This window comes from Vibrio kanaloae, assembly GCF_024347535.1.
GTDB lineage: Bacteria > Pseudomonadota > Gammaproteobacteria > Enterobacterales > Vibrionaceae > Vibrio > Vibrio kanaloae.
In genome coordinates, this window is record NZ_AP025498.1 from 1073236 (window position 1) to 1095051 (window position 21816).

At 41.6% G+C, this 21816-nt stretch carries 26 protein-coding genes and 1 pseudogene; 11 read left to right on the forward strand and 16 right to left on the reverse strand.

Annotated features, from left to right (window positions below; genetic code table 11):
• The first annotated feature begins 6 nt into the window (after positions 1 to 6).
• From pntB to OCV24_RS19070, 6 genes are all read left to right on the forward strand, one after another.
• On the forward strand, positions 7 to 1386 hold the full coding sequence (gene pntB / locus OCV24_RS19045) for a Re/Si-specific NAD(P)(+) transhydrogenase subunit beta (RefSeq protein WP_017058280.1): 1380 nt from the start codon (positions 7 to 9) through the stop codon (positions 1384 to 1386).
• Between the two features lie 318 nt (positions 1387 to 1704).
• Positions 1705 to 3177 (forward strand): sensor histidine kinase VxrA, encoded by a 1473-nt coding sequence (gene vxrA, locus OCV24_RS19050; RefSeq protein ID WP_017058281.1) that lies wholly within the window; start codon positions 1705 to 1707, stop codon positions 3175 to 3177.
• Complete coding sequence (gene vxrB, locus OCV24_RS19055; protein ID WP_017058282.1) at positions 3152 to 3811, forward strand: response regulator transcription factor VxrB; 660 nt, start codon at positions 3152 to 3154, stop codon at positions 3809 to 3811. Before vxrA ends, vxrB begins: the two co-directional genes overlap by 26 nt.
• The gene (locus OCV24_RS19060; RefSeq protein ID WP_017058283.1) at positions 3811 to 4698 is read left to right on the forward strand and encodes a DUF2861 family protein; all 888 of its coding nucleotides are present in this window, start codon (positions 3811 to 3813) and stop codon (positions 4696 to 4698) included. The genes vxrB and OCV24_RS19060 overlap by 1 nt, the downstream gene beginning before the upstream one ends.
• Before the next feature lie 50 nt (positions 4699 to 4748).
• Complete coding sequence (locus OCV24_RS19065; protein ID WP_150877218.1) at positions 4749 to 5897, forward strand: conjugal transfer protein TraF; 1149 nt, start codon at positions 4749 to 4751, stop codon at positions 5895 to 5897.
• Between the two features lie 41 nt (positions 5898 to 5938).
• The gene (locus tag OCV24_RS19070) at positions 5939 to 6091 is read left to right on the forward strand and encodes a YoaH family protein (protein ID WP_004731009.1); all 153 of its coding nucleotides are present in this window, start codon (positions 5939 to 5941) and stop codon (positions 6089 to 6091) included.
• A 553-nt stretch (positions 6092 to 6644) separates the two neighbouring features.
• Here OCV24_RS19070 and OCV24_RS19075 read toward each other — a convergent pair.
• Positions 6645 to 7121: pseudogene (locus OCV24_RS19075) on the reverse strand (GGDEF domain-containing protein); the annotation flags it as partial.
• 747 nt (positions 7122 to 7868) lie between these two features.
• On the opposite strand from OCV24_RS19075, the gene OCV24_RS19080 reads away from it, so the two are divergent.
• Together OCV24_RS19080 and OCV24_RS19085 are read left to right on the forward strand one after the other, a co-directional pair.
• Positions 7869 to 8045 carry a hypothetical protein gene (locus OCV24_RS19080; protein WP_017058285.1) on the forward strand — a complete coding sequence of 59 codons (177 nt, stop codon included), beginning with the start codon at positions 7869 to 7871 and terminating at the stop codon, positions 8043 to 8045.
• 257 nt (positions 8046 to 8302) lie between these two features.
• Entirely contained in the window at positions 8303 to 8518 is a 216-nt protein-coding gene (locus OCV24_RS19085) for a hypothetical protein (protein WP_150877216.1), read from the forward strand.
• 320 nt (positions 8519 to 8838) lie between these two features.
• Here OCV24_RS19085 and OCV24_RS19090 read toward each other — a convergent pair whose 3' ends face one another.
• Complete coding sequence (locus OCV24_RS19090; RefSeq protein WP_390902105.1) at positions 8839 to 9015, reverse strand: helix-turn-helix domain-containing protein; 177 nt, start codon at positions 9013 to 9015, stop codon at positions 8839 to 8841.
• Positions 9016 to 9210: 195 nt separating this feature from the next.
• On the opposite strand from OCV24_RS19090, the gene OCV24_RS19095 reads away from it, so the two are divergent.
• Complete coding sequence (locus OCV24_RS19095) at positions 9211 to 9579, forward strand: phage protein (protein WP_150877214.1); 369 nt, start codon at positions 9211 to 9213, stop codon at positions 9577 to 9579.
• Between the two features lie 277 nt (positions 9580 to 9856).
• On the opposite strand, the gene OCV24_RS19100 is transcribed toward OCV24_RS19095, so the two are convergent.
• From OCV24_RS19100 to OCV24_RS19145, 10 genes are all read right to left on the reverse strand, one after another.
• Positions 9857 to 11581, reverse strand: coding sequence for an AIPR family protein (locus tag OCV24_RS19100; protein ID WP_150877212.1), 1725 nt, complete (start codon positions 11579 to 11581; stop codon positions 9857 to 9859).
• 518 nt (positions 11582 to 12099) lie between these two features.
• Positions 12100 to 13524: a zonular occludens toxin domain-containing protein gene (locus OCV24_RS19105; RefSeq protein ID WP_150877210.1), complete on the reverse strand. Its 1425-nt coding sequence runs from the start codon at positions 13522 to 13524 to the stop codon at positions 12100 to 12102.
• A 1-nt stretch (position 13525) separates the two neighbouring features.
• The gene (locus tag OCV24_RS19110) at positions 13526 to 13870 is read right to left on the reverse strand and encodes a hypothetical protein (RefSeq protein ID WP_150877208.1); all 345 of its coding nucleotides are present in this window, start codon (positions 13868 to 13870) and stop codon (positions 13526 to 13528) included.
• A gap of 3 nt (positions 13871 to 13873) precedes the next feature.
• Positions 13874 to 14890 (reverse strand): hypothetical protein, encoded by a 1017-nt coding sequence (locus OCV24_RS19115; protein ID WP_261878790.1) that lies wholly within the window; start codon positions 14888 to 14890, stop codon positions 13874 to 13876.
• Positions 14891 to 15012: 122 nt separating this feature from the next.
• Positions 15013 to 15231: a hypothetical protein gene (locus tag OCV24_RS19120; RefSeq protein ID WP_150877204.1), complete on the reverse strand. Its 219-nt coding sequence runs from the start codon at positions 15229 to 15231 to the stop codon at positions 15013 to 15015.
• Positions 15232 to 15250: 19 nt separating this feature from the next.
• Positions 15251 to 15478, reverse strand: a complete 228-nt coding sequence (locus OCV24_RS19125) for a hypothetical protein (protein ID WP_061033427.1) — start codon at positions 15476 to 15478, stop codon at positions 15251 to 15253.
• A gap of 15 nt (positions 15479 to 15493) precedes the next feature.
• Entirely contained in the window at positions 15494 to 15835 is a 342-nt protein-coding gene (locus OCV24_RS19130) for a DUF1293 family protein (RefSeq protein ID WP_046209393.1), read from the reverse strand.
• The gene (locus OCV24_RS19135) at positions 15823 to 16935 is read right to left on the reverse strand and encodes a replication initiation factor domain-containing protein (protein ID WP_150877202.1); all 1113 of its coding nucleotides are present in this window, start codon (positions 16933 to 16935) and stop codon (positions 15823 to 15825) included. The genes OCV24_RS19130 and OCV24_RS19135 overlap by 13 nt, the downstream gene beginning before the upstream one ends.
• Positions 16925 to 17125 carry a hypothetical protein gene (locus tag OCV24_RS19140; protein ID WP_136980373.1) on the reverse strand — a complete coding sequence of 67 codons (201 nt, stop codon included), beginning with the start codon at positions 17123 to 17125 and terminating at the stop codon, positions 16925 to 16927. The genes OCV24_RS19135 and OCV24_RS19140 overlap by 11 nt, the downstream gene beginning before the upstream one ends.
• Before the next feature lie 2 nt (positions 17126 to 17127).
• Complete coding sequence (locus OCV24_RS19145) at positions 17128 to 17331, reverse strand: hypothetical protein (RefSeq protein WP_150877200.1); 204 nt, start codon at positions 17329 to 17331, stop codon at positions 17128 to 17130.
• Between the two features lie 207 nt (positions 17332 to 17538).
• On the opposite strand from OCV24_RS19145, the gene OCV24_RS19150 reads away from it, so the two are divergent.
• The gene (locus OCV24_RS19150; RefSeq protein WP_150877198.1) at positions 17539 to 17907 is read left to right on the forward strand and encodes a DUF3693 domain-containing protein; all 369 of its coding nucleotides are present in this window, start codon (positions 17539 to 17541) and stop codon (positions 17905 to 17907) included.
• 170 nt (positions 17908 to 18077) lie between these two features.
• On the opposite strand, the gene yciH is transcribed toward OCV24_RS19150, so the two are convergent.
• Positions 18078 to 18389 carry a stress response translation initiation inhibitor YciH gene (gene yciH / locus OCV24_RS19155; RefSeq protein WP_150877196.1) on the reverse strand — a complete coding sequence of 104 codons (312 nt, stop codon included), beginning with the start codon at positions 18387 to 18389 and terminating at the stop codon, positions 18078 to 18080.
• A 3-nt stretch (positions 18390 to 18392) separates the two neighbouring features.
• The gene (locus tag OCV24_RS19160; RefSeq protein WP_017058288.1) at positions 18393 to 18761 is read right to left on the reverse strand and encodes a DUF3319 domain-containing protein; all 369 of its coding nucleotides are present in this window, start codon (positions 18759 to 18761) and stop codon (positions 18393 to 18395) included.
• Positions 18762 to 18861: 100 nt separating this feature from the next.
• Between OCV24_RS19160 and OCV24_RS19165 the strand changes: the two genes are divergently transcribed.
• Complete coding sequence (locus OCV24_RS19165; RefSeq protein ID WP_146443570.1) at positions 18862 to 19830, forward strand: tyrosine-type recombinase/integrase; 969 nt, start codon at positions 18862 to 18864, stop codon at positions 19828 to 19830.
• Between the two features lie 138 nt (positions 19831 to 19968).
• Here OCV24_RS19165 and OCV24_RS19170 read toward each other — a convergent pair whose 3' ends face one another.
• A complete protein-coding gene (locus OCV24_RS19170; protein ID WP_102506616.1) occupies positions 19969 to 20964 on the reverse strand; it encodes a D-alanine--D-alanine ligase in 996 nt (331 codons plus the stop codon).
• Positions 20965 to 21144: 180 nt separating this feature from the next.
• The gene (locus tag OCV24_RS19175; RefSeq protein WP_017058291.1) at positions 21145 to 21696 is read right to left on the reverse strand and encodes an SPOR domain-containing protein; all 552 of its coding nucleotides are present in this window, start codon (positions 21694 to 21696) and stop codon (positions 21145 to 21147) included.
• Positions 21697 to 21816 lie beyond the last annotated feature (120 nt).

Sequence of the window (21816 nt, forward strand, 5' to 3'; positions counted from 1 at the left end):
TAACAGATGTCTGAAGGATTAGTACAAGCAGCTTATATTGTTGCTGCTGTATTCTTTATCATGAGCTTGGCTGGATTATCGAAACAGGAATCTGCACGTGCAGGTAACTATTACGGTATTACGGGTATGGCAATCGCATTGATCGCGACGATCTTTGGCCCTCACTCTACAGGTATTGTGTGGATAATCATCGCAATGGTGATCGGTGGTGGTATTGGTATCCACTACGCTAAGAAAGTTGAAATGACGGAAATGCCTGAACTAGTGGCTATTCTGCACAGCTTTGTGGGTATGGCAGCGGTACTTGTGGGTTACAACAGTTACATTGATGCTCCTGAAGCGGCAACACACGCAGAGCATGTGATTCACCTAGTGGAAGTGTTCCTTGGGGTGTTTATCGGTGCGGTTACGTTCACTGGTTCGATTGTTGCGTTTGGTAAGCTTCGTGGCGTTATCTCTTCGTCGGCACTGAATATCCCTCATAAGCATAAGTGGAACCTAGCGGCTATTGTTGTTTCTACATTGCTAATGATCATGTTCGTGAAAGCAGACGGCAGCATGTTTGCACTTATGATGATGACATTGATCGCGTTTGCATTCGGTTACCACCTAGTGGCATCGATTGGCGGTGCAGATATGCCTGTGGTGGTTTCTATGCTTAACTCGTACTCTGGTTGGGCAGCGGCGGCGGCGGGTTTCATGCTTGCGAACGACTTGCTTATCGTAACCGGTGCACTCGTTGGCTCGTCAGGTGCAATCCTGTCGTATATTATGTGTAAGGCGATGAACCGTTCGTTCATTAGTGTTATCGCTGGTGGCTTTGGCCAAGAAGTCACAGTATCTGATGGCGATGAAGAGCAGGGCGAACACCGTGAAACCTCAGCTGAAGATGTGGCTGATATGCTTAAGAACTCTAAGTCAGTAATCATCACTCCGGGATATGGCATGGCAGTAGCCCAAGCTCAATACCCAGTACATGAAATCACTGAGAAGCTGAGAGCACAAGGTATTAACGTTCGCTTTGGTATCCACCCTGTTGCTGGTAGGTTACCGGGTCACATGAACGTGCTGCTTGCTGAAGCAAAAGTACCTTACGATATCGTTCTTGAAATGGACGAAATCAATGACGACTTTGACGAGACAGATACGGTATTGGTTATTGGTGCGAATGACACTGTAAACCCAGCAGCGCTGGAAGATCCAAACAGCCCAATTGCTGGCATGCCAGTACTTGAAGTTTGGAACGCTCAAAACGTCATCGTGTTCAAGCGTTCTATGAACACTGGTTACGCAGGTGTGCAAAACCCACTGTTCTTTAAAGAGAATACACAGATGCTGTTTGGTGATGCGAAACAGAGCTGTCTAGGAATTCTAGAACACTTGTAAAGACCGGTCTGACAAACACCTTTAAAACAAAGGAGCTCATTTGAGCTCCTTTTTTTGATCGGTAAAAGTCATCGTTGACTATTATTCATAAACGATTGGAAAGAAATTACGTAATCGCACACTCGCTTGGATTGCTGGATTATTAAATCAACGCTCTGGTACACCCGTACAATGTATCCATATTATGATGGAATTAATCATTAATATTCGCTGCTTTCACTGCTTTCACTGCTTTCACTGCTTTCACTGCTTTTACTGCTTTTCATGCGCTTAAAAATTTATCTTTGATAGCGAATGGTATATATTTGTCTGATCTATATGAATTTGCGCTGGTTTGTGATCATCAAAAGAAAATTTACGCTTCTTATTGCTACGTTGTCAGTTTCAGTAAACGCATTTGCTGATTCTTTGCCTGAGCGTATCGATAACTTCACCAAACTTTTTGATCATGAAACGGCAGTTGAATCTTATGACATTCGACTGCTTCAGGCTGATTATCCAACTCGCTTGATCATGCCATCTTCAATGCTGCCGCAAACAGCAGAGTATCCATTAAAAGATATCCAACGCTTATATCAGTTATCAAAAACATGTAGCGGAAAGCTTCCGTTAAGCCCTTTGATCACAGAGCCGTTAGTTTTTACCCGTGCGATGTGTAAAGGCACCAAACTTTCAGACCGCTGGTTTAGCCGTAGTGGCTTGATTCACCCTGGTGGTGGCTCTTATGCGGCACGTTATGTTGAGAAGTACCCGGACAAGTTCAACTCTTTGAAGCGTTTTATGCATATTCAAGAGCGGCCAAATACTGAAGATGATGAACTGTTATCTCGTTTACAAAAAATGGACAATGAAGCCATAGCGGCGCTGTTAGCTGGGGCAAGCATGTTTGTTGAGCTTGATGAAATGTGGGTGAAGCGCGGCGACAGATATTATTTGTATGACGAATCTGTGTGGAACGAAAATGCAACGGCTGCTGGATTATCGTTCAGTTTATCTTCAGAAGACAATAGCTGTTTTGTCCAACGCGGTAACGTCTGTTGGGAAATAGAAGATCATTCAGAGCTGCTGCAAATCGCGATGTTTATCTTGGTGATCGCCAACATCATGCTTGTACTTGGTTGGGCCGTATATCGTTGGAATAGCAAGAAGCAAGAGATGAAGAGCCGCATGCTTGTTCTTCAAATTTTAACGCACGAATTAAGAACACCGATTGCGAGTTTATCATTGACAGTTGAAGGGTTCAGACGCGAGTTCGAACACTTACCAGAATCGGTTTATGATGAGTTTCGTAGGTTGTGTGAAGATACTCGTCGTTTAAGACAGTTAGCTGAAGCAAGTAAAGACTATTTGCAGTCAGATAATCAACCGCTCGCAACTGAATGGGTACCAAGCGTCGAAGAGTGGCTTCAATACAAAGTTGAAGAAGAGTTCGCACCGGGAATTGAACTCCGTGTGAATAAAGATATTGCCGCAAAAGTGAACGTATATTGGTTAGGGACGTGCATCGATAACCTGATCAGGAATGCTGTTAAATACGGTGTCGCACCAGTGATACTAGAACTGAATACTTCTGACAAGAAGCTGACATTCAAAGTTATAGATAATGGAGACTTGTCCCGCAAAGATTGGGGGCAACTAAGAAAGCCATTTGTTAGTAAGAGTGGACTCGGTTTAGGTCTGACGATAGTGGAATCTATGGTTGGAAAAATGGGCGGTCACATGACGCTTATCGGCCCCCCAACAACATTTATTTTGGAGATACCTTGTGAAACAGACATTGCTTCTCGTTGAAGATGATAAAAATTTAGCTGACGGTCTATTAGTTAGCCTTGAGCAAGCTGGGTATGAATGTTTGCATGCAGAACTAGTCTCTGAAGTTGATGCCTATTGGGAGCAAGCGGATCTAGTGATTCTAGATCGCCAGCTTCCTGATGGTGACTCAGTAGATGCTCTTCCCGGTTGGAAGAAAAAGAAAGATATCCCCGTAATTTTGCTGACAGCTCTCGTTACAGTAAAAGACAAAGTAGCGGGTCTAGATTCAGGTGCGAACGACTACTTAACAAAGCCATTTGCTGAGGCTGAGCTGTTTGCTCGTATTCGTGCTCAACTTCGCCTACCAGACGCTGAAGAGCAGGATGAATCAAAAGTAATAGCTCAAAACCTCGTTATCGATAAAGCGACTCGTGAAGTGTTTTTTAACGAGCAAGAAGTCACGTTAACGCGCACAGAGTTTGACCTGTTATTGTTCTTGGCAAGTAATCTTGGCCGCGTATTCACCCGTGACGAGTTGCTTGACCACGTTTGGGGTTACAACCACTTCCCAACAACACGTACAGTCGATACCCATGTTTTGCAACTTAGACAGAAACTGCCGGGTCTAGAAATCGAAACGCTACGTGGCGTTGGTTACAAGATGAAAGCGTAATGAAAAAAGCCTTACTTCCATTATTAATGTTGTCTTGCGTGGTGAATACCGCGCAAGCAACAGATTGGTTTAAAAATAGCGATGCTCTAACTCAAGTGCACAAACATCTATTGGATAATGACTTATCCCTTATGTTTGATTCATTAGTGGAAGTTTGGCAAATCAATGCTTCTCAGTCTCGAGAAGATCACCTAAATGAACTGTTCGACCAAGCGTTGAATAAAGATTGTGGTAAAACCCTCACAAAAAAAACACTACCTGATTGGATCAGTTCGGTGGTCGTAAAAAGACACATCATTCAAAGCCCGGGGCGAGATACATTTCGCGTTGCGATTGAGGTCGAATCTGATAACAACATTCAAGATATCACCTTCGAGAAGTGGGTCGATAAAGTTGTTTCGTCTGATAGCGAATTTACTAAGGAAAGCGAAGTCGTCAACAATGCCTCAGTCAATTTATATCTCAAGCGTTATAACTTAGCGTCTCAACTCGACTCTGGTTTATATCGTTTAAGCGTAAAAGGTGATGACGGCAATTCTTGGAGTACTTGGGTTATTCTTGGTGAGGTCGCCATGCGTCAGCAAGTTCGCTGGGCATCTAAAGACACTTGGCGAATCGATAAAAAAGAACTCCTTAACCCTTATTGCCCACTGCCTAAGCTTGAAGTCGGTTTGTACGATTATATCGACGAGCACTATGAGCAGGTGTGGGGTAAGAGCTATGAATCTGACTATCCGATGAACCTCACAGGTGAAGAGCTACCCAATGATCGCTATGTTTTGGCCATTTCAATGGTGCATTATCGCTGGCAGGGCGACATAGCGATAGAACAAGCACAAACTATCAGTAAAACTTATGATATTTCTAGCGAAGAAGAGTTAAAGTAATTTAAAATTGAGCCGTTAACTATGTAAGGGATCTAACAAAGATAAACGGCATGAAAAAAACTACTAAACTACTCGCAACGTCAATTGCATTCGCCAGTCTTCCTCTTTCAGCAGCCAACTACGCCATTGAAGCGCGTGGTGATGCTATGGGTGGTGTTGGTGTTGTTTCTGCAAACTTCCTAACCGCTCCATTTTATAATCCAGCACTGGTTGCAATATATCGTCGTAACGATGACATGGGCATGATCACGCCAAGCTTTGGCGGTAGCTATAACGATCCTAACGACATGAAATCGAACATCGATAGTGTCGTTGATGCGTCAAGTACCGCAGACTTGGATGCAGCGCTTAATAAACTTGATGGTAACCAAGCTAATGTAGAACTTGGTGGTGTTGTCGCATTTGCTCTTCCTAATCAGTTTGTAGCGGCAAACCTTTTCGCTAAAGCCTATACAGAATCATTTGCTACGCCTAACGTTTACACGATAGGTTCAGACGAAGATAAAGTAGAGTTGTCTACAGTTAAAGCGGTTTCAATCGGTGTCGCAGAAGTCGGCCTTTCTTTAGCAAAATACCAAACCTTTATGGGGCAACATATCTCATTTGGTATTACACCTAAGATCCAGCGTATTTACACGTATAACTATGTTGCATCGGTTAATGATTACGATTTATCTGACGTACGAGAAAACAGTGATGGTGAAAGCGCATTCAACATGGATGCAGGTGCACTTTGGTTTTTCGGCCCATTTCGTGTAGGTGTTGCAGCAACCAACTTGATCTCCAGAGACATCGAAACCAAAGATACAACGAGAACGCTAAACAGCAGTACAAGTAGTGCTACACACCAGGTTGGTGGTATATACACTTACCAACTAGAACCGGTTTACACGGTTGGTGCAGGAATCGTATCAGATTACTTTTCTTTTAGTGTGGATTATGACCTAAACGAGACTGAAAAGTTTACTTCGTTTGAAGACAATGAACAGATGATTCGTGTGGGTGCTGAAGTTGATCTGCTACGTCAGCTTAAGTTAAGGGGAGGGTACTACAAAAATCTGGCTTATTCAGATTCAGAAGGAACCGTGACAGCCGGTATTGGTCTTTCGCCACTCAATTTGTTTCAGTTAGATTTAAGTGCCAACTACACAAATGAAAATGCTATGGGTGCATCAATCAATTTCCTTGCTAGTTACTAGCACTCCTTATATAGTTCTGCTCCTAAACAAAGGAGCAGAGCATGTTAAACGATTTACCAACCCTTTCTCACGAAGAACAACAGAAAGCTGTTGAACGAATTCAAGAAATGATGACCCAAGGCATCAGCACAGCGCAAGCTATCAAAATCGTTGCTGAGCAAATTCGTGAAGAAATGAGTAATAAAGAAGAGTAGGGCATCAGCCCTTCTTTTTTACCCCTTACTGCACTATAACTAAAAACATTACCCTCTAGTATATTATCTCGTACATACCAACTTTTTATTCAACCTAAACCACGACCTTTCCAAAATCCTTAAATTCATTTTATTCAGTAAGTTATAGCAGAGTAATTCACTTTTAAGGCCTTGCTTGGCGTTTAATTGTAATTAAATTACAGCAAGATCTGAAAGTAAAACAATCGCCACTTTAGGTGTCAGCATTTGTGTCACCATGCCTAAGTTACTAAATATATGGCGTTTTTTAAGGCTAGTGACGTTGTGACTTGTATTTTGAACGGATGCGAGTGCATGAGTGTTCAATGTTCAGAAGCAGACAAATGAGGATTTCATCGAAGAACAGAGCGAGACAAGCCACAGCGGTAATGATAAAGACTCGCAGCGAGAGTGACTTACCACCGCTTAGAGTAAGCTTCGTTGCCACATGTGTGCTGTACAGAATAAGTATTTAAAAAGCTTACGAGGCGTAAGGAGTTGTGTAGAAGTCGATTAAGGATTGCGACGCGTATCAATTTGAGAATGCTAAATCGATGTGTTTTCTATCGGGGAATGATAAGTCTAAGCGATTGAACTTGTTAGAAATAGGGTCGCTTTGAGCGCTGTAGTTGTCGTCGTGGTTACGTATGTAGAATCGAAACCTTGGATCCTCTTGACCTTCATATTCCATATTGATGGTGACCGAATCGAACGTTGAGAGATCGAGCCCTTTATTTTGGGTCGATATAACGAACTCAATTTCACAGAAGGGTAAGCTATAGGTTCGTTCAAAGTCACACTGTAACTCAATTCCATCTTCTGACTTATGTAATGATCCTACGGTGCCACCATCGTGGTCTCTGTCTGTATTTACGCGCGTAGGCTATCTGTCTGGTGTGATGATGTAGTTCTTATCCATGAGCGTATTAAAAGAGATCAACGACACTAGCGTGATTGCTAGGCAAAAAATCGAAAGGAATATGTTGAGTTTTCGGAATGCTTTGTCGCTCATAATATATTTCGTACGTAAACCTGTAACATTATGCATAATGGAGTATCTAGGGATTCGATTTTGGCTAGTATCGTTTGGTCAACAAGCCAGATACAGTCGTTCTTCACCAAAAAATACGCGCCCAGCGATCGATATATGCCTAAAGAGCGTTGTTTTTGTTCGGTATTTATACGAAAGGTGACGTTTTTATGGGGTTAACAATTTAACTGTATAAATATACAGTTATTAGTTAAGGTCTTGATTTTGTGTTCCATACGATCAAGCTTTTACCTGTACAGATAGCTACAGTGTCACTTTTTTGTTGATTACATGTGTCGATAACCATTAAACGCTTTATAAGCTTTCTAATCTTAGGCGGTAACACCATTGCGACTTCAAAAGCGGGCATATCAGTTAGAGAAAACAAGTAAAGCAAAACTAAGTGCAATGAGTTTAAAGTAACTCTTACGTTTATTACCAAAGCTACCTAAATCCAATTGAACGTAATATCAGGGCAAACCGTGATTATGGATCTCCCAAGTATCGGTGTTGTGTACCAACGAATAAGTGTAATGAATCTATTCAAACATGTTTGCGCTTGTTTGGCATGTTGTTACAAACAACATAGGATATACATTGCCGTTTAATAATCTCACTAAACACAAAGTATAACGCTAGAGTGTCGTTAGACAGGTTTGAAAAATCTGTGTGCTAATCTACGTAAAAGACGAACTTTATTAGTTGATAGATTTAAACGAGAGCTAGCATGTGCAGTTGATAATAAACATTGGTCGCGTGTGTGAAATCTGGAAAATAAGCAACACCAATGCTCACAAGAATCACACACAGCGCGGCGGTTCGTTAGTGCAAACAGAGAAGTGGCAAGATAAGTTAAACCAGATGGACAAAGTTTCTCGTCAATTAGATTTGCTGAATGAAGATTGAATTGTGTAGACGCTGGCCGCACATATAATTATTAGATTTCAAGTGCCATAAGAAAACTCTGGTCGACGCAAGAAGCGTGAGAGTCAGTTGGAACAAGGGTTTTAAGGCGAAACGATGATAATACTATCTTTGAAATTAATCACACATTTGTCAATCCCATTTTAAAATGTCCTGTCCTTAGCAAAGTAGAAATGTCACCTAGTTGGAAAGTTGAACTATGCTTTAAATGAGTGTGCAACAAGGTTTCAGGATGTGCTATGAGTAAAGAAGTTTCTCGTCACGGTGATTGGGCTGTGACTGATGACGGTTTGCGGTACGTAGGTTCATACACGGACTATTTTATCTCCAAAGAGAGATTGTCTTCTACTGACTGGGTTGAACATGTTGGAAATAAAACTTTTGTGATAAAACAAGATTTTGTTGATGCTTATAATGAAGCGGTTACATATCACTCAGCGTTAGGCAAAAAATGATGATGTTTTATTTCTATCCTTCAGAGGAGCAAGCCTTTAAAAAAATGGCTCAGGGAAACTATGTTCGGACTATTGTTGTTGACTCCAATACAAATCAAGTGATGACAAGCTTTTGTCGTAGAGTTGAAAAGTACTGGAGTCAAACTTGTCGAAATAATATAGAAACTGACCATGAATTAAGGTGTTAGATGGTCAGAACTATCAAATTTATAGTTGGGTTTGCAGAGATAAAAATATCTTTAACCTCCCCAATTTCACCGCCTTCTAATCTTACTTGTTACTACTCGCTTGAAAGCTTTCCGGCTCTGCCAATACAGGGTTTAGTGCTCTGTTAAACTAGCCGCACCATGTTCACGTAACTTGTTCATTAACCTTTGAACTTGACGCTCGCTTAAGGAAAGTATCTCTGCTGCATCAGCACGACGCAAACGATGTTCACAGACGTCTTGAATAACTTTGAATCGACTAATTTCTTTTTCACTCATGGCAATCAACATCTCAGTAGTCCTTAGTAACTGAAGCTGGAATATCAAATGTAGTCAGCAACCGGTACTAAGGTGACATTTTAATCTAGCTCAAAAGTGACATTACTATCTGGGGCCTACAAGCTCAGTGCGTATTATGTCTGATTATGTTTAATGGTGCATATATTATAAATTCAATGCAACCTCTTGTATTTAGAGGTTTTATCATTGAAGTACCGCGAAATGAGTAAGAATTACATTTTTCGAGAGTTAGAGTGCCAAATGACAAAGGAAGAGGTGGCCGAACTGTGTTTTAAATCTGTGAGAACTGTCACAGGTTGGGATGACGGAAATCCTATTCCACCCGAGTGCAAAAGGCTTATGAGAATGGCAAAAGGTCGGGAACTAAGCATTAGCGAAGATTGGGTACAGTTCAAAATGTTATACGACAGGATGGAGCTGCCGACTGGCCAAGTGGTGAGGCCACAACAAATCTTAGCAGGGATTGCACTTTTGGGGATTCAGTCTGAACTAGAGATTAAGACTTCAACTCATTTGCTCGGACTAGCTAGAGCGATAGCCAATATAAAGAAATAGGTTTAGAAAAGTATGGTTCTTTCAGACTTACCACTAAGAGCTGTGGTTATCGTATTCTATGATGAGCTAATTACTTGTTAAAATTATTACGACTGGGCAGGAGACTACCTTTCTGGGATGAACCAGTCCTCCTTTTTGGTCATATCAAGGAGAAAGAAGCCGGACTCGTTGAGTTCGGCTTTTTTATTGGTTAATGGTTTGAGAATCTATGAGGTCAACAGGTACTAAAAAGGCACCATATGGAGCCTTCATAGTATTTAGAGAACAAGTTTGATACCTAAGGAGCTTTGATTGCAACCTTAAAGTCGTTGTATAGATCTGGTTGACTCATGCTGACGGCTGAAACTATAGCGCGGAAAGACGCAATAGCTTTCTCAATGTCGGTGGTGTTCTTTAGGCCCCCGACCAGTGCATCGTTTAGGTGTATACATAGTGGCAGGGTTGTTTCTACAACACTGCTCCAAGTTTGTTTTGCTTCAGACGGTGACAAGTTCCCAAATGCAATTCTAAATCTGTTTGGTACTTGTCTACCTAAAAACACTTCAGTACATGCAGCTATCGCAGATGTGTAAAGGTATATAGAACCGCGTTGTCGGAAAAATGCTAGGATATCCTCATCAACTTTGGTTAGAGAAGCTTTCATAGAGATTTGTTGCTTCTTCTCTGTAATGGCTTTTACAAGACTGTAGGCACAAACTACGTGTGTCGCTTTGGTATTTTCATTGAAATATCTAGAGTAATGCCTGTCGTTAACCCAAATCCCTGACTTCTGGTTGTAAGCTACAATTGGATCACCATGAAAAGCTGCCAATGCTTGGCCCACAGCGTATGACGCTAAAAGGTTAGGTCGTCTTTTAATAGCGTCACCAGCCCCTCCACGTCTTCCACCCTCGTATTCTGCTTCCGGGATAGAACTCATTTCTTCTTTGAGACGCTTCTGTATTTTGTCTGTACTTCTGAAGTCCGCAGCTTCAACTTTGTTTTGGCTATTGTTGAACTGAATTATGCGCTGTACAAGGTCTGCATCACCATTATCTATCGCGATAAAACGAGCTTGAACCATGGCATGCTTTGATGGCAACTTTCTCGCACTGCCAATTGCACCAGTAGTCTGAGCTCCATTCACAATGGATAAACCCTCTAACATTAATTGATCCTCGTTAAAGGAAAAGCCATGAGTCAAAATTGTTAGACCGTTGTTATAAGCCCAAAAGTTTTGTGGATCGTTATCCGCAGTGTTCTTTATTCCATTATTTATATTGGAATTGCTCGAACGTGAACCTAAGTAATCACGAATATTCGCGGAGAATACTTTCGTTTTATACTTTTTGTATAATCGATATAAATCTTGTAGAGAAATAGCAGCATTAAATGCTTCCCAGTGTGGGCCTTTAACCGTGTAGCCCTCGCTACACTTTATGCTGACAGTTTCGCTAACTAAGATTGGGGTCTGACATTCTTCGTACCAGTCAGACAACATTGTTTGACCAACCTCATAAGCATGGACTTCTACGTTCGTCGTTGGGAAAGTCGCATTGAGTGCTGTTAGTGCTGTCTGCTGTACAGACACAAGCTCATCGTGTACGTTCTGAGACTCTGGCAAGTTATGGACATACCAGATGTAAACCGTCTTTATTTGTTTTTCACTCAAAGCAGTTCGGAAGTTGATAGCTGCTGACTTGATTCTGTCCGGTACCTCAGAAATATCACGCTGAATAAGCCATGCAAGACCTGTGTTTAGATCAGATGCCTTATTGGCAGGTGCTGTGGGACGTTCTTTAGTCGAACAATAACACTGACAAATTACAGCGTATTCGTCTTCAGTATTGATATATACGAGATCTAGTTTTTTATCATCATACCCATCAGTAATTGCGTCAGCTGCGATACTTTGAAGATCGTCGACACCAAACTTTAAAGCAAGAGAAAACAGTGCTAGTCCGTTATCTCCATATTCAGTCAAATCTGAATTTGATTCATAAGCATTCTTCCAACTACTCATATATTCCCTTTTCATTTCACATTGGTTGCAGTGCAACTAATGTAATTTGCATCAATAGCATAAGCAACACCATAACCAAAACAAATACTTATGAGTGCATAGTTTTTCAACTTAGTATGATGACGGTCAACTAATTTGGTCTTCTAGGCGTTGATAGCCCGTCGAATTTACCCCCGTGATACAACACGGGGGTTGCTGCTCACAGCTTCGCGCTCGCTGTTCAGCTCTCACGACTCACGCGAAGCTGTGAGCAGAATAGAAAGAGTTGATAGTAAGGTGGGTTGCAGTAGCAAAAAGCCCCACTGATGTTGTGAGGCTCTGAAAGGGCGATTCTGGCAGGAGGAGGCTTGGCGCTACTTAGATTGAGCATGGTCAGTTAGAAACACTCGCCAGTTGACGTCAACGTACTAATAACCTCTACAGTGTGGCTCGGTGCCTCGTTCGCGCTCCGCACTCTCTTATCCCTGCGGGGCGAGTATGTCATTTTTTGACATACCACCGTTCAAGTATGTCATTCGTCACATGCTGAAGATATCAACAGACCTTTGAACGTCTTCAACTCTACCACCCATCAAGTCGTTACTTTCAGACGCGATAGCAACGCCACTGGATGTAGGTGGACACGTTAAGACCCTTGTTACTGATTTAGAGCGGACTTGAATCAAGCAATCATCAATCAATTCGAAGCGGTAGCCGTAGCGGTTCAATACAGCCGAGCGTATATAAAAGGTGTCTACACCTTTATCTATTCTAAATACAAAGTCTGAATACTCACCAAAGCCCTTTGGATAAACCGTTCTACTTACTGACGTAAGATAGACCGCTGTAGAGCCGTTGAATACGGGAAAAGCATCAAAGAAAGGATTCACAGCATCAGGAAGGTTTTCAAAAGAAGCTTGAGAAGTAGCATTGCTAGAACCCACCCGAACAGAACTTTCCCCATCTTCGATAGGAACATTTTTAGGTACTGGAACGTTAGTCGAATTGGATAGAGTAGCCGAGTCGGGAACGGCAGCTGGCGAATCAACCGTTTGAACTTCACCCACATCAGAATCAGATAGTACATAAGATAAATCCCATAGAAATTTGCCAATGGCCACGACACCGATAAGTATCGCAAGAATGAATTTTGGAGATTTCAAAATTGAAATATCAGACTTAGTAGCGTTAAAGCCTCCGGTTCCTGTCGACTGATAAAGCGCGAAGACATCGACAGGAATTTTCTTGGTTGTACTACTGGCCATGTCGGCCTTAGTAGAAGGAGCTGTCTTAGTGGATTTAGGCGGATGGTTAAAAATCCTAGGCTTACGACTTCGAAAGAACGTATCCGTTGAACGGTGAGAATAAGCTTCACCGGCACACCCTTTTAACCAAGTGGGGATTGCAGTGTAATCAGGTGTAAGCATGACAATATCCCATTGGTATTTTCTATGTCGCATGAAGGCACCATAGAAGTCGAACGGGTAGAGCAGTCTGTTATTTTCATCGAGTTGGGTTCGTTCACAATCATCAACGTCACCCACTTCAAACGAATCAGGGTCAACCGGAAGCCAACGAGAATAAAACAGTTCTGAAAAGTCTTTAGGTAAATAATCTACGAAATCTGAAAACGGTTTTTTTAGAAACTTCTCGCGTTTAAATCCGGCCTCAGAACAATACAAATCCTGACACTCATCAATAACAACAAATGCCCCAATAGGCATCCAGTTAAACCAATTTTGCCAAAGCATCACCCCCTCAGAAGATCGTGAAAAGATTCGAATCAACCGAGCAGAATCGGGAAATTTCTCACCTAACAATTCCTCGATAGATTCTTTAGGCTTCAAGCCCTCAACGTTCGTAACAACTATACGACCCTCACGCAAAGCAGGGAGGATTTCGAACCATGTAACATAAGCGGTTTTATAAGCCCCGTTAGAGCCATGACGAAAGGAAACAGCCATATCACCACCCCATAATTCTAAGCACAAATGCCGTAGCAAACGCATCAACAACAATTCGAACTGAATCAACAATACCGAATTGATAACAGGCATAACGCAAGTCTGAGGGAAGCTTGTTAAAGGCCATGTTCAACACCGTGTAGACCTCATATTCAGAAAGCAGCAAAGAGGCCACGTTATAGGCCATTTCTAGCATTTGGATTTTTATCGAAATATAGAGCTTAATGAACCAGAACCAAGCATAAGAGAATGCTTGAAGAATCAATTCAGGTATAGATGCAAAGAAATCGTAAATACTACCGAAGACACTAACAATGTAATCAAGCGCGCTGTAGAAATATTCCATAATTTAAACCTTAGAGCGACCAGAAGAAAGCAAGATAAAGCCAGCTAGTAGAGTGGCAAGAAATAAGATAACGGTGCGAATCATATTGGTATTGGAAGAGCCTAAAGAACTGAACAAATTAAACCCGACGTCAACATCCCATCGACTCAAAGAGAACGTTGTAGACTCGTATGAGCCGTCAGAGAATGACATTTGACCGAGTTTCAGAGGGGATTGTTTAAGCTTGCTTTCAAGTGTTTCTTCTAGTTCATCAATTTCAGTTTTCAGATCATCAAGTGACGTAGTGAGTACTGTGTCAGCAGCAAAACCATTACCTTGACCTGGAGCAGTGAACGACTCTGATTTTCCAAAGACATCTTGAAGTACATCTTTAATATCTCCTTTGGTAAGACCATCACGATTATTAGAATCTGTACCACCAGTATCACCACCACCAGTATCACCACCGCCAGTATCACCACCGCCAGTATCACCACCGTCAGTATCACCACCGCCAGTATCACCACCGCCAGTATCACCACCGCCAGTATCACCACCGTCAGTATCACCACCGCCAGTTTCCGAACCATCACATGATTCACCCGTATAGGTAAAGATGCCATATGGAGGAGTTGCAGCAGGGAAAAACATATCAGACTTAGCACGGCAAGAATTACGACAAATATTTACAACGTCACGCGTACCTTCAGGAAAAGAAACACTGCCAAGCTGATTACCTTCCATTTGTTTACAAGAGTCTTCACAAACACCAGTAGTAGGATTTATTATTTTATCAGAAGGACACGTTGCAAATTCACCACCAAAAGCAGGTTGTCTTTTATATACAAAATAACACGTACCATACTCAAGTTTGTAATAGGGTTCCCTAACCTTTCCAATATCAACAATTTGGCCGAACTCGTAACCTAAACTGCGATACTTTGCATCTATATATTTCAATTTACAAATAGGGGCTGCATAAGTACTAAAAGAAGAACCCATCAATAATAAAAACAAAACTATGTTCTTTTTAATAATCATAAATATCGCCTATAAAAAAAGGGAGCCGAAGCTCCCAATCAATCAACCTGCTATGACTCCGGTATAAACCCCATAAAGAAATGAGGCACACATTAGAGAGCCAAGAACAACGGAGGCAATCATTACTTACGGAGCCAAGCGACAACCATACCCAAACCAAAACCAAGAGCAGCAATACCAATTACACCGGAAGTGGTAAGGCTGACCATACCTTTACCTGCTTCGACTGCAGAAGTAATAGCGGCTTCATTTGCACTACCTTCAGCGAACGCAGAGCCAGAAGTAAGAGCGACAGAAGCAACAAGAATTTTATTGCTAACCAATTGACGTAATTTCAACATAATAATTTTCCTAAATGGATTAACGAAAGTGTTTTAATACTCGGCCTAACACATGTCCACCAATGAACGTGATTAAGCTTTGTTGTACGACGAACTCATAAAGAGATTTGTCGAATTCAAGTAATGACCAATCAAATTGACCATCAACCAAGTGCGTTAACTGCTCTTTAGAGACCAAGACATATTCACAAACATCACCAGACGATTGTTGCAAAATCCCATCAATAACAGTCACGCAAATAGACATAGCACCTAGACCTAATTACTTAGCTTTCATGAAGTTATCGAAGTGCTTTTTAATTTCTTCATCGACAGGAACAAGCTTGTTTACCAAGATATCAAGTGGATCATTTGGGTTAGCACCAAAGCTCAATTCATAGTCGCGATTAGCAACAAAAGCGCGTGATTGGATAAGTTGACGAGCGTAAGCCACATCAATTTTCAGAGCTTGCTTGTTGTAAGGGATATCCGTTGAGAAACCGATTCCGGTTTGCTGAAACTTCTCGTTGTCGACTTCTTCCACAGCACGTAGGACAGACAGCTCCGCGAACTCCATGTTTGATTTAGGGAAACGCTTGATAGCAATACCAGTTATTGTAGGCATATTCTTGACTCCAAAATTTCGATTTTCTGTTTAGTGTATTCGTCAGGAACACCCAACGAGGTTTCAAAGTTGGCGCGTCTATGATGAGTCGGAATGAGCATGCCAAAGGCTTCACCCAAATCACCCTCAGTCATAGCAACAACTTCAGATAGAGCTTTGCCACATTGGCGACGAACCCAAGCGATACGAGCGAAAAACTCTAGACCTGCTTTCTTTTTGTTAAGCTCAATCTTCATTGGTTCAGCAGGGTCGATACTGGCCGAGAAATCACACAGACCAGCAAAGGCCGAAGCAGGCGAGGCGAGTAGTGCCAAATCGCACTTCTTCAATTCCACTTCATTGCGGTACCAAATTACTTCAGGGTCAGCGATGTTTTGCTCGAACTTCTTGTTGTACACACGCCAGTAGATTGCAGAGGTACGAGAGCCAACAAGAACGGCTTCCTCTGATAATTCACCGGATTGTGAAACGCGCTTATGAGGAACCATTGTCGGACCACGACCACGAGAAGCAGTGCGAAATGCTCCTTCATAAAAACATTTCTCGGCATACTTACAGTCAAAAATTCCGGTGTAGTCATCCACACAAAGGTCTAAACGGGCGAGGCGAGTGATACCCAACAGTGACAACCACCAGTGCACTTTTTTGTGATTGGTGAACTCGAACAACTTAGCGCAACCTGTACCATTGATTTGCACGTAAACCGTATCGTTATTTCCGCCAACACCGACCAAGCCGCATTCAACCGTTCCCGTAGAATCGTAAATGACCATTGAATCTTCATAGCCATGTAAGCCACGGCCACGCATAGGCGATAGACGGAAGTTAAAGATCTTAGACATGAACTCATCAAACCTATCAGCCAAAACCTTGCGACATTTGTTACGGTGTGACTCAATTGATTTCTCTATCGCTTCTGGTGAGTTAAGGCGACCGTTGACGCTTTTCTTTTTAAACTCAGGAAACTGCATGTTGATAAAGTCTTGTTCGTTTGAGTTGTCCAAGTGTCTAAGCGAGCTATACGAAAACGAAAAGGCTAGGTGATCCACTTGAACCGGACGAATCTCATCATGAAACTTATGTGGTTTTTTAGATGGCATGGAAAACACCTTTGACCAAAAGCTCTTGGTAGTTCTCGTCAGTGATTTCAACAACCTCAAATGACACCATGCCGTAGTGAACCTCCATGAATTGGAAGAACTCACGCGGAGTTTTGAAAAAGTTATGACCCCAAGGGAAATAGGCGTTGATGCCGTGATTGGGTTCGTTGTCGAAGTAGATAGAATCCATGATTAATCGCTCACAACATAAGAGACTTGAGCTAAAGGCCAAGAGCTTTGTAAACGTTCAACAATGCTGTGAGCATCTGATTCAGAGAGGAATTTACTGTGAAAATGTTGAGCTGTAGTAATCACAAAGGGCTTACCATGAGCCGAGGTACCAAAACCTGCGAAGTAACGAGGAAAACACCCAGACACTAATAAAACATTAACCATAACAACCACCTTGACTGATTATTGAGAATTGGAGTGACCATCTAAGCCGAGCTATAAGCGTCAAGGGCAAACAGCCCAGACCTAGACAGTCAAATTTGATTAACCAAATTTGGTTATCGGAGAGAAGCATATACACCAGATTTGGTTACTGCAAGACACCAAAAATGGTTAGCAATAAGCTATGATTGAAGAAACGGAGGATTTGCCATGTACCAAAATAAACTGTTAGACGCCTATAAACAGGCTCAAAATTACGTACAAGACAAACAAATAGCGCACGATATGAATATACCTCAACAAAGAATCAGTGATTTCCGCAAAGGTCGTCGCTATCTTACTGATTCACAGGCGGTTTTTTTAGCGGAGAAAGCAAAGTTAGACCCACAGATCGCGTTGATAGGTTTGCACGCTGACCGCAACGAAAATCCAGAGATTAAGCAGCTATGGGAACACATGGCAAAAAAGTTTGACGGGCTAGGATTATCAGGAATTTCAATGGCTTGTGGTGGTTTGGCGTTATGGATGATGCCTACTCAAGAAGCACTAGCTCAGTGCGTATTATGTACGTTATGTTAAATTGGTTTTGGTGTTTATAAGGCAGGACTCTTTGTGTGATGCCCTGCCTTTGTATTGTGTCGATAGTCTCTAATTTATACTGTGTATTTAACCATATTGGCTATTTACCATAAAATATATAATAACCAGTGATAATAATCTTCGATTTTAACCCTGGTATTAGTTAGAGATTAGCCGCCAGCAAATTTAACTTTGTAGCCTTTCTTTTCAAGGTGCGCTTTGATCTTGTCGCGCGCGTCCCCTTGAATTTCTATGTTGTCATCTTTTACTGAGCCACCGCAGCCGCAAACTTTTTTGAGCTCTGCTGCCATTAGTTTTAATGGTGCGTCATCTAGGTCTAAGCCAGTTACGACAGAAACACCTTTGCCTTTACGGCCTTTAGTTTCTTTTTGGATTCGAACGATACCATCGCCTTTAGGACGTTGGACTTTCTCTTCTTCAGGCTCAATACGACCTGTTTCTGTTGAATATACTAGGCTCATAATTTACTTCTTTTGTTGCTCTGCTTTTTGTTTTGCGAGTAAGTAAGCTTCTATATGACGTTGAATTGCAATTTTTCCGCCCTTAATTAGGCGTCCGTTAAACATGCAATACCACGCATTAGGCTCACCGGTGTCATTCTTGATTTGGTAACCGTTGAAGTTTTCAGTTGAGCCACCAGTTCCTCTCGACTTATTTAATGCTGTGAATTCTTTTGGATCAATAATAGATGCGGTTTCAATCCACCAATCAATACTTTTCTTAACAGCAGCTAGGTTACCTTGAATAACATTGTTTTTTAACTTCGCACGCCAGACCGTGTGATTAGCATCTATCGATTGAAGATGGACGCTCCGGTAAATTGAATTAGCCATATCTATTGATCATCTTTTTGTTTTCACTATATTAATCATAAGTATACTTTTAATGATATCAAGCATAATATGGTAAAAACACCTGTTAAGGTACGGTAATTTGAGAAAAAAAGTCCCTATTTTATCTGATTCTGTGACAGTTAATTTGTTTGTTGAAAAGTTGAACAGTAATGTGTCAATTGAAATTATAGATGAATTAACAGGATACCAATACTCGCGTAATTCACTCTTAGGCATCTACAGTGACTGGAATCGCTACCACGCGTTTTGTACTAAAAACCGTATCAATACACTTCCAGCATCTGTTACGGCTATTCGTCGTTTTTTAGAGACTGAATCCAACGACAGAAAATATGCATCTCTAAAACGTTACACTGCAACGCTTAGTTTATTGCACATTGTGCTTGGTTTCGCCAACCCTATCAAGCACCGACAAGTTCGCTTTACTCTACTCCACTTGCAAGCCAGAATGGCCGGTGATGCTAAGCAAACCAACGCCATGACGTCCGCACACCTCACTGAATTGAACATATTGCTTTCGCATGACAAGGCCAACTTAAAAGAGATTCGTGACATTGCCATTTATAATGTGATGTTCGAGTGTGCTTTAAAGCGTTCAGAACTTAAGCTGTTATCAACCGCCGATGTTGAGAGCACCGATAGTGATTATCAGATCATTATTAAAAATTCTGTATACCAGCTTTCACAAGTCGCGAGTGTCGCACTTGAGCGTTGGCTTTCGTATGCTGGGGTACAAGAGGATTTACCTGTGTTCCGTGCAATAGACAAGCATGAAAACATTGGACGTCAACCTTTGGACGATTCGTCTATCTATCGAATCCTGCGCAGAGCAAGCGATTTACTACAACTGGCGGAAAACCACCATTTCTCAGGTAACTCGATTCGTGTTGGTGCTGCACAAGAGCTTTCTAAACAAGGTCTTAAGGTAAAAGAAATTCAGGATTTTGGTCGTTGGCTCAGCCCTGCCATGCCTGCGCAATATGTGGGGTATACGGGCACAGCGGAGAAGGAGAAAATGAAATTCAAAGCCTTAATACCGTGGCAATAAACTTTTGTCGTCAAGCCAGTAAACTAGTGGCATCGTCGGCGTTAAAAATATCGGCTTCTAAAAAACAATAATGCCTTGGCAGAAAAGCTCAAGGCATTATGTTGTCAGGGTCAAAAACAGAAATAACGATTCGATAAACTAAGCAAGGCTCGTTCTAACGCAGTTCTCCAAGAATTGACTAAACTTGTGTCCATTATGCTCCACCATTTTAGGGAACATGGAAATTGGAGTCATACCTGGAAAAGTATTTACTTCGTTCAGGTAGATTTCGTTGTCTTGGGTTAAGAAAAAATCAATTCGAGATAAGTGACGTAGCTTCATTTGAGTGAAAACTTTGCGTGCACTGTCTGCGATTAATTCACATTGTTCATCAGTCAGATTACTTGCTTCAACTTCAGTGACTGAGTGGCTGTCTGCACTGTACTTTTCTTCATAAGAGTAAAATGCGCCATTTGGTGCTATCACCTCGCCCGGCTTGCTAATGTGTAACTCACCGTCGATTTGATAGGCAGCGACTTCTAGTTCTCGTGGTACGACTGACTTCTCAACAAGTACTTGATCTGAGAACGTAAACGCTTTGTTGATGGCTTCGTTTAAGTCTTCTACTTGGTTCACTTGATAACAGCCAACGGAAGAGCCTTGACGTGCAGCCTTCACGAACACTTTCCCCCACTTTTCAAAAGCTTGAGTCGCTTGTGAGTGAGCTTGTTCCGTGTTGTCAGATAAGAATAAGTATGGTGTATTTGGAATACCAAGTGCGTCATACCAAAGTTTTGATGTGATTTTGTTGAAGCTGTTGTTGCTTGCTTCAGAGCCACAACCTAGGTATGGAAGTTTAGCCATTTCAAACAGTGACTGAATATCACCCGTTTCACCTGGGAAACCATGAATACACGGCACAATAAAGTCGACTTTTGATTCTATATTGTCGCCACGTAGAGTTTGCTCATTAATATCAAGGTAAACTAATTCACCGGAATCAATACACCAGCCTTCACTCTTAATCTCAACTCTTAAAACGTTAAAATCTGCAACGCTATTGAGTTGTTCAAAAAGGTAATTAGCTGAAACTAAAGACACTTCATGCTCTGAAGATCCACCGCCGCAAAGTAGAAGAATGTTTGTGGTGCTCATGGGTAAAATCGGTCCTTGAAACTAGGAGTACTGACTTCAATGATAAACAAAAGTCGAGATAGGTACAGTGTTTTGATTGTTAAAATTGCATCCGAAAGATCGAGCGATTAACTATTAAACAAAACCGATAGTCTTAAAACAAAAGAAGGAGCATTTGCTCCCTCTTTTATGAATCAAAACTTAGTTTAACTTGTTAAGCGTTGGGTATTCAGAATTCTTGATGTCATCAATGCTTTTAACGAACGGCTTTAAGTTTTGAAAAGTGGTTGGCAGTTTTGAAATCGCCTTTTTGGCTTCTAAGCGTGTTGCGTAGTCACCGTAAAGTACGGTGAACCACTTAGTACCGTTAACCATTTTGTAGTTTTCCCAAACTGGTTGAGAAGTCGGTGGTAGCATTTTCACGAAAGAGTCGACTTTACTTTGGCTGCCAACAGCAACAACTTGAACCGTATAGCCAAAGCGTTGATTCATGTCTTGTTGTTTTTTCGTTGGCCCCGTCACGCTTGTAACTGGCTTAACCTTAGTTGTTTGGGTGACAGGTTCTGTTCTGATAACGTTAACAACGTTCTCTTCTACAACGACTGCTTGCTCAGATTGAGATACAACTGGAGCTTCAACTTTGGCTGTTTTGTACTCTTCTTGATAGCTATCTGAAGTCACATCCGTAATGTAGTTTTCAGATACACATGCAGCCAAGAGCAGAGGCAAAGTCGCAATTGCAATTTTTTTCATGGAAAGCTCTATGTCCTTAATAATAATTACTATAAATCATGCCGATACGTCGGTTTAGAATCAAGTTAACTTTGAGATTATACACCATTAGTAGGTGACCTATTTCACAAACTTTATGCA

Excerpts from the sequence above, each read along its gene's own strand:
- pntB (WP_017058280.1), top strand. The coding sequence starts at position 7 with ATGTCTGAAGGATTAGTACAAGCAGCTTATATTGTTGCTGCTGTATTC.
- vxrA (WP_017058281.1), top strand. The coding sequence starts at position 1,705 with ATGAATTTGCGCTGGTTTGTGATCATCAAAAGAAAATTTACGCTTCTT.
- OCV24_RS19060 (WP_017058283.1), top strand. The coding sequence starts at position 3,811 with ATGAAAAAAGCCTTACTTCCATTATTAATGTTGTCTTGCGTGGTGAAT.
- OCV24_RS19065 (WP_150877218.1), top strand. The coding sequence starts at position 4,749 with ATGAAAAAAACTACTAAACTACTCGCAACGTCAATTGCATTCGCCAGT.
- OCV24_RS19070 (WP_004731009.1), top strand. The coding sequence starts at position 5,939 with ATGTTAAACGATTTACCAACCCTTTCTCACGAAGAACAACAGAAAGCT.
- OCV24_RS19085 (WP_150877216.1), top strand. The coding sequence starts at position 8,303 with ATGAGTAAAGAAGTTTCTCGTCACGGTGATTGGGCTGTGACTGATGAC.
- OCV24_RS19090 (WP_390902105.1), bottom strand. The coding sequence starts at position 9,015 with ATGTTGATTGCCATGAGTGAAAAAGAAATTAGTCGATTCAAAGTTATT.
- OCV24_RS19100 (WP_150877212.1), bottom strand. The coding sequence starts at position 11,581 with ATGAGTAGTTGGAAGAATGCTTATGAATCAAATTCAGATTTGACTGAA.
- OCV24_RS19105 (WP_150877210.1), bottom strand. The coding sequence starts at position 13,524 with ATGGCTGTTTCCTTTCGTCATGGCTCTAACGGGGCTTATAAAACCGCT.
- OCV24_RS19110 (WP_150877208.1), bottom strand. The coding sequence starts at position 13,870 with ATGGAATATTTCTACAGCGCGCTTGATTACATTGTTAGTGTCTTCGGT.
- OCV24_RS19115 (WP_261878790.1), bottom strand. The coding sequence starts at position 14,890 with ATGATTATTAAAAAGAACATAGTTTTGTTTTTATTATTGATGGGTTCT.
- OCV24_RS19120 (WP_150877204.1), bottom strand. The coding sequence starts at position 15,231 with ATGTTGAAATTACGTCAATTGGTTAGCAATAAAATTCTTGTTGCTTCT.
- OCV24_RS19125 (WP_061033427.1), bottom strand. The coding sequence starts at position 15,478 with ATGTCTATTTGCGTGACTGTTATTGATGGGATTTTGCAACAATCGTCT.
- OCV24_RS19130 (WP_046209393.1), bottom strand. The coding sequence starts at position 15,835 with ATGCCTACAATAACTGGTATTGCTATCAAGCGTTTCCCTAAATCAAAC.
- OCV24_RS19135 (WP_150877202.1), bottom strand. The coding sequence starts at position 16,935 with ATGCCATCTAAAAAACCACATAAGTTTCATGATGAGATTCGTCCGGTT.
- OCV24_RS19140 (WP_136980373.1), bottom strand. The coding sequence starts at position 17,125 with ATGGATTCTATCTACTTCGACAACGAACCCAATCACGGCATCAACGCC.
- OCV24_RS19145 (WP_150877200.1), bottom strand. The coding sequence starts at position 17,331 with ATGGTTAATGTTTTATTAGTGTCTGGGTGTTTTCCTCGTTACTTCGCA.
- OCV24_RS19150 (WP_150877198.1), top strand. The coding sequence starts at position 17,539 with ATGTACCAAAATAAACTGTTAGACGCCTATAAACAGGCTCAAAATTAC.
- yciH (WP_150877196.1), bottom strand. The coding sequence starts at position 18,389 with ATGAGCCTAGTATATTCAACAGAAACAGGTCGTATTGAGCCTGAAGAA.
- OCV24_RS19160 (WP_017058288.1), bottom strand. The coding sequence starts at position 18,761 with ATGGCTAATTCAATTTACCGGAGCGTCCATCTTCAATCGATAGATGCT.
- OCV24_RS19170 (WP_102506616.1), bottom strand. The coding sequence starts at position 20,964 with ATGAGCACCACAAACATTCTTCTACTTTGCGGCGGTGGATCTTCAGAG.
- OCV24_RS19175 (WP_017058291.1), bottom strand. The coding sequence starts at position 21,696 with ATGAAAAAAATTGCAATTGCGACTTTGCCTCTGCTCTTGGCTGCATGT.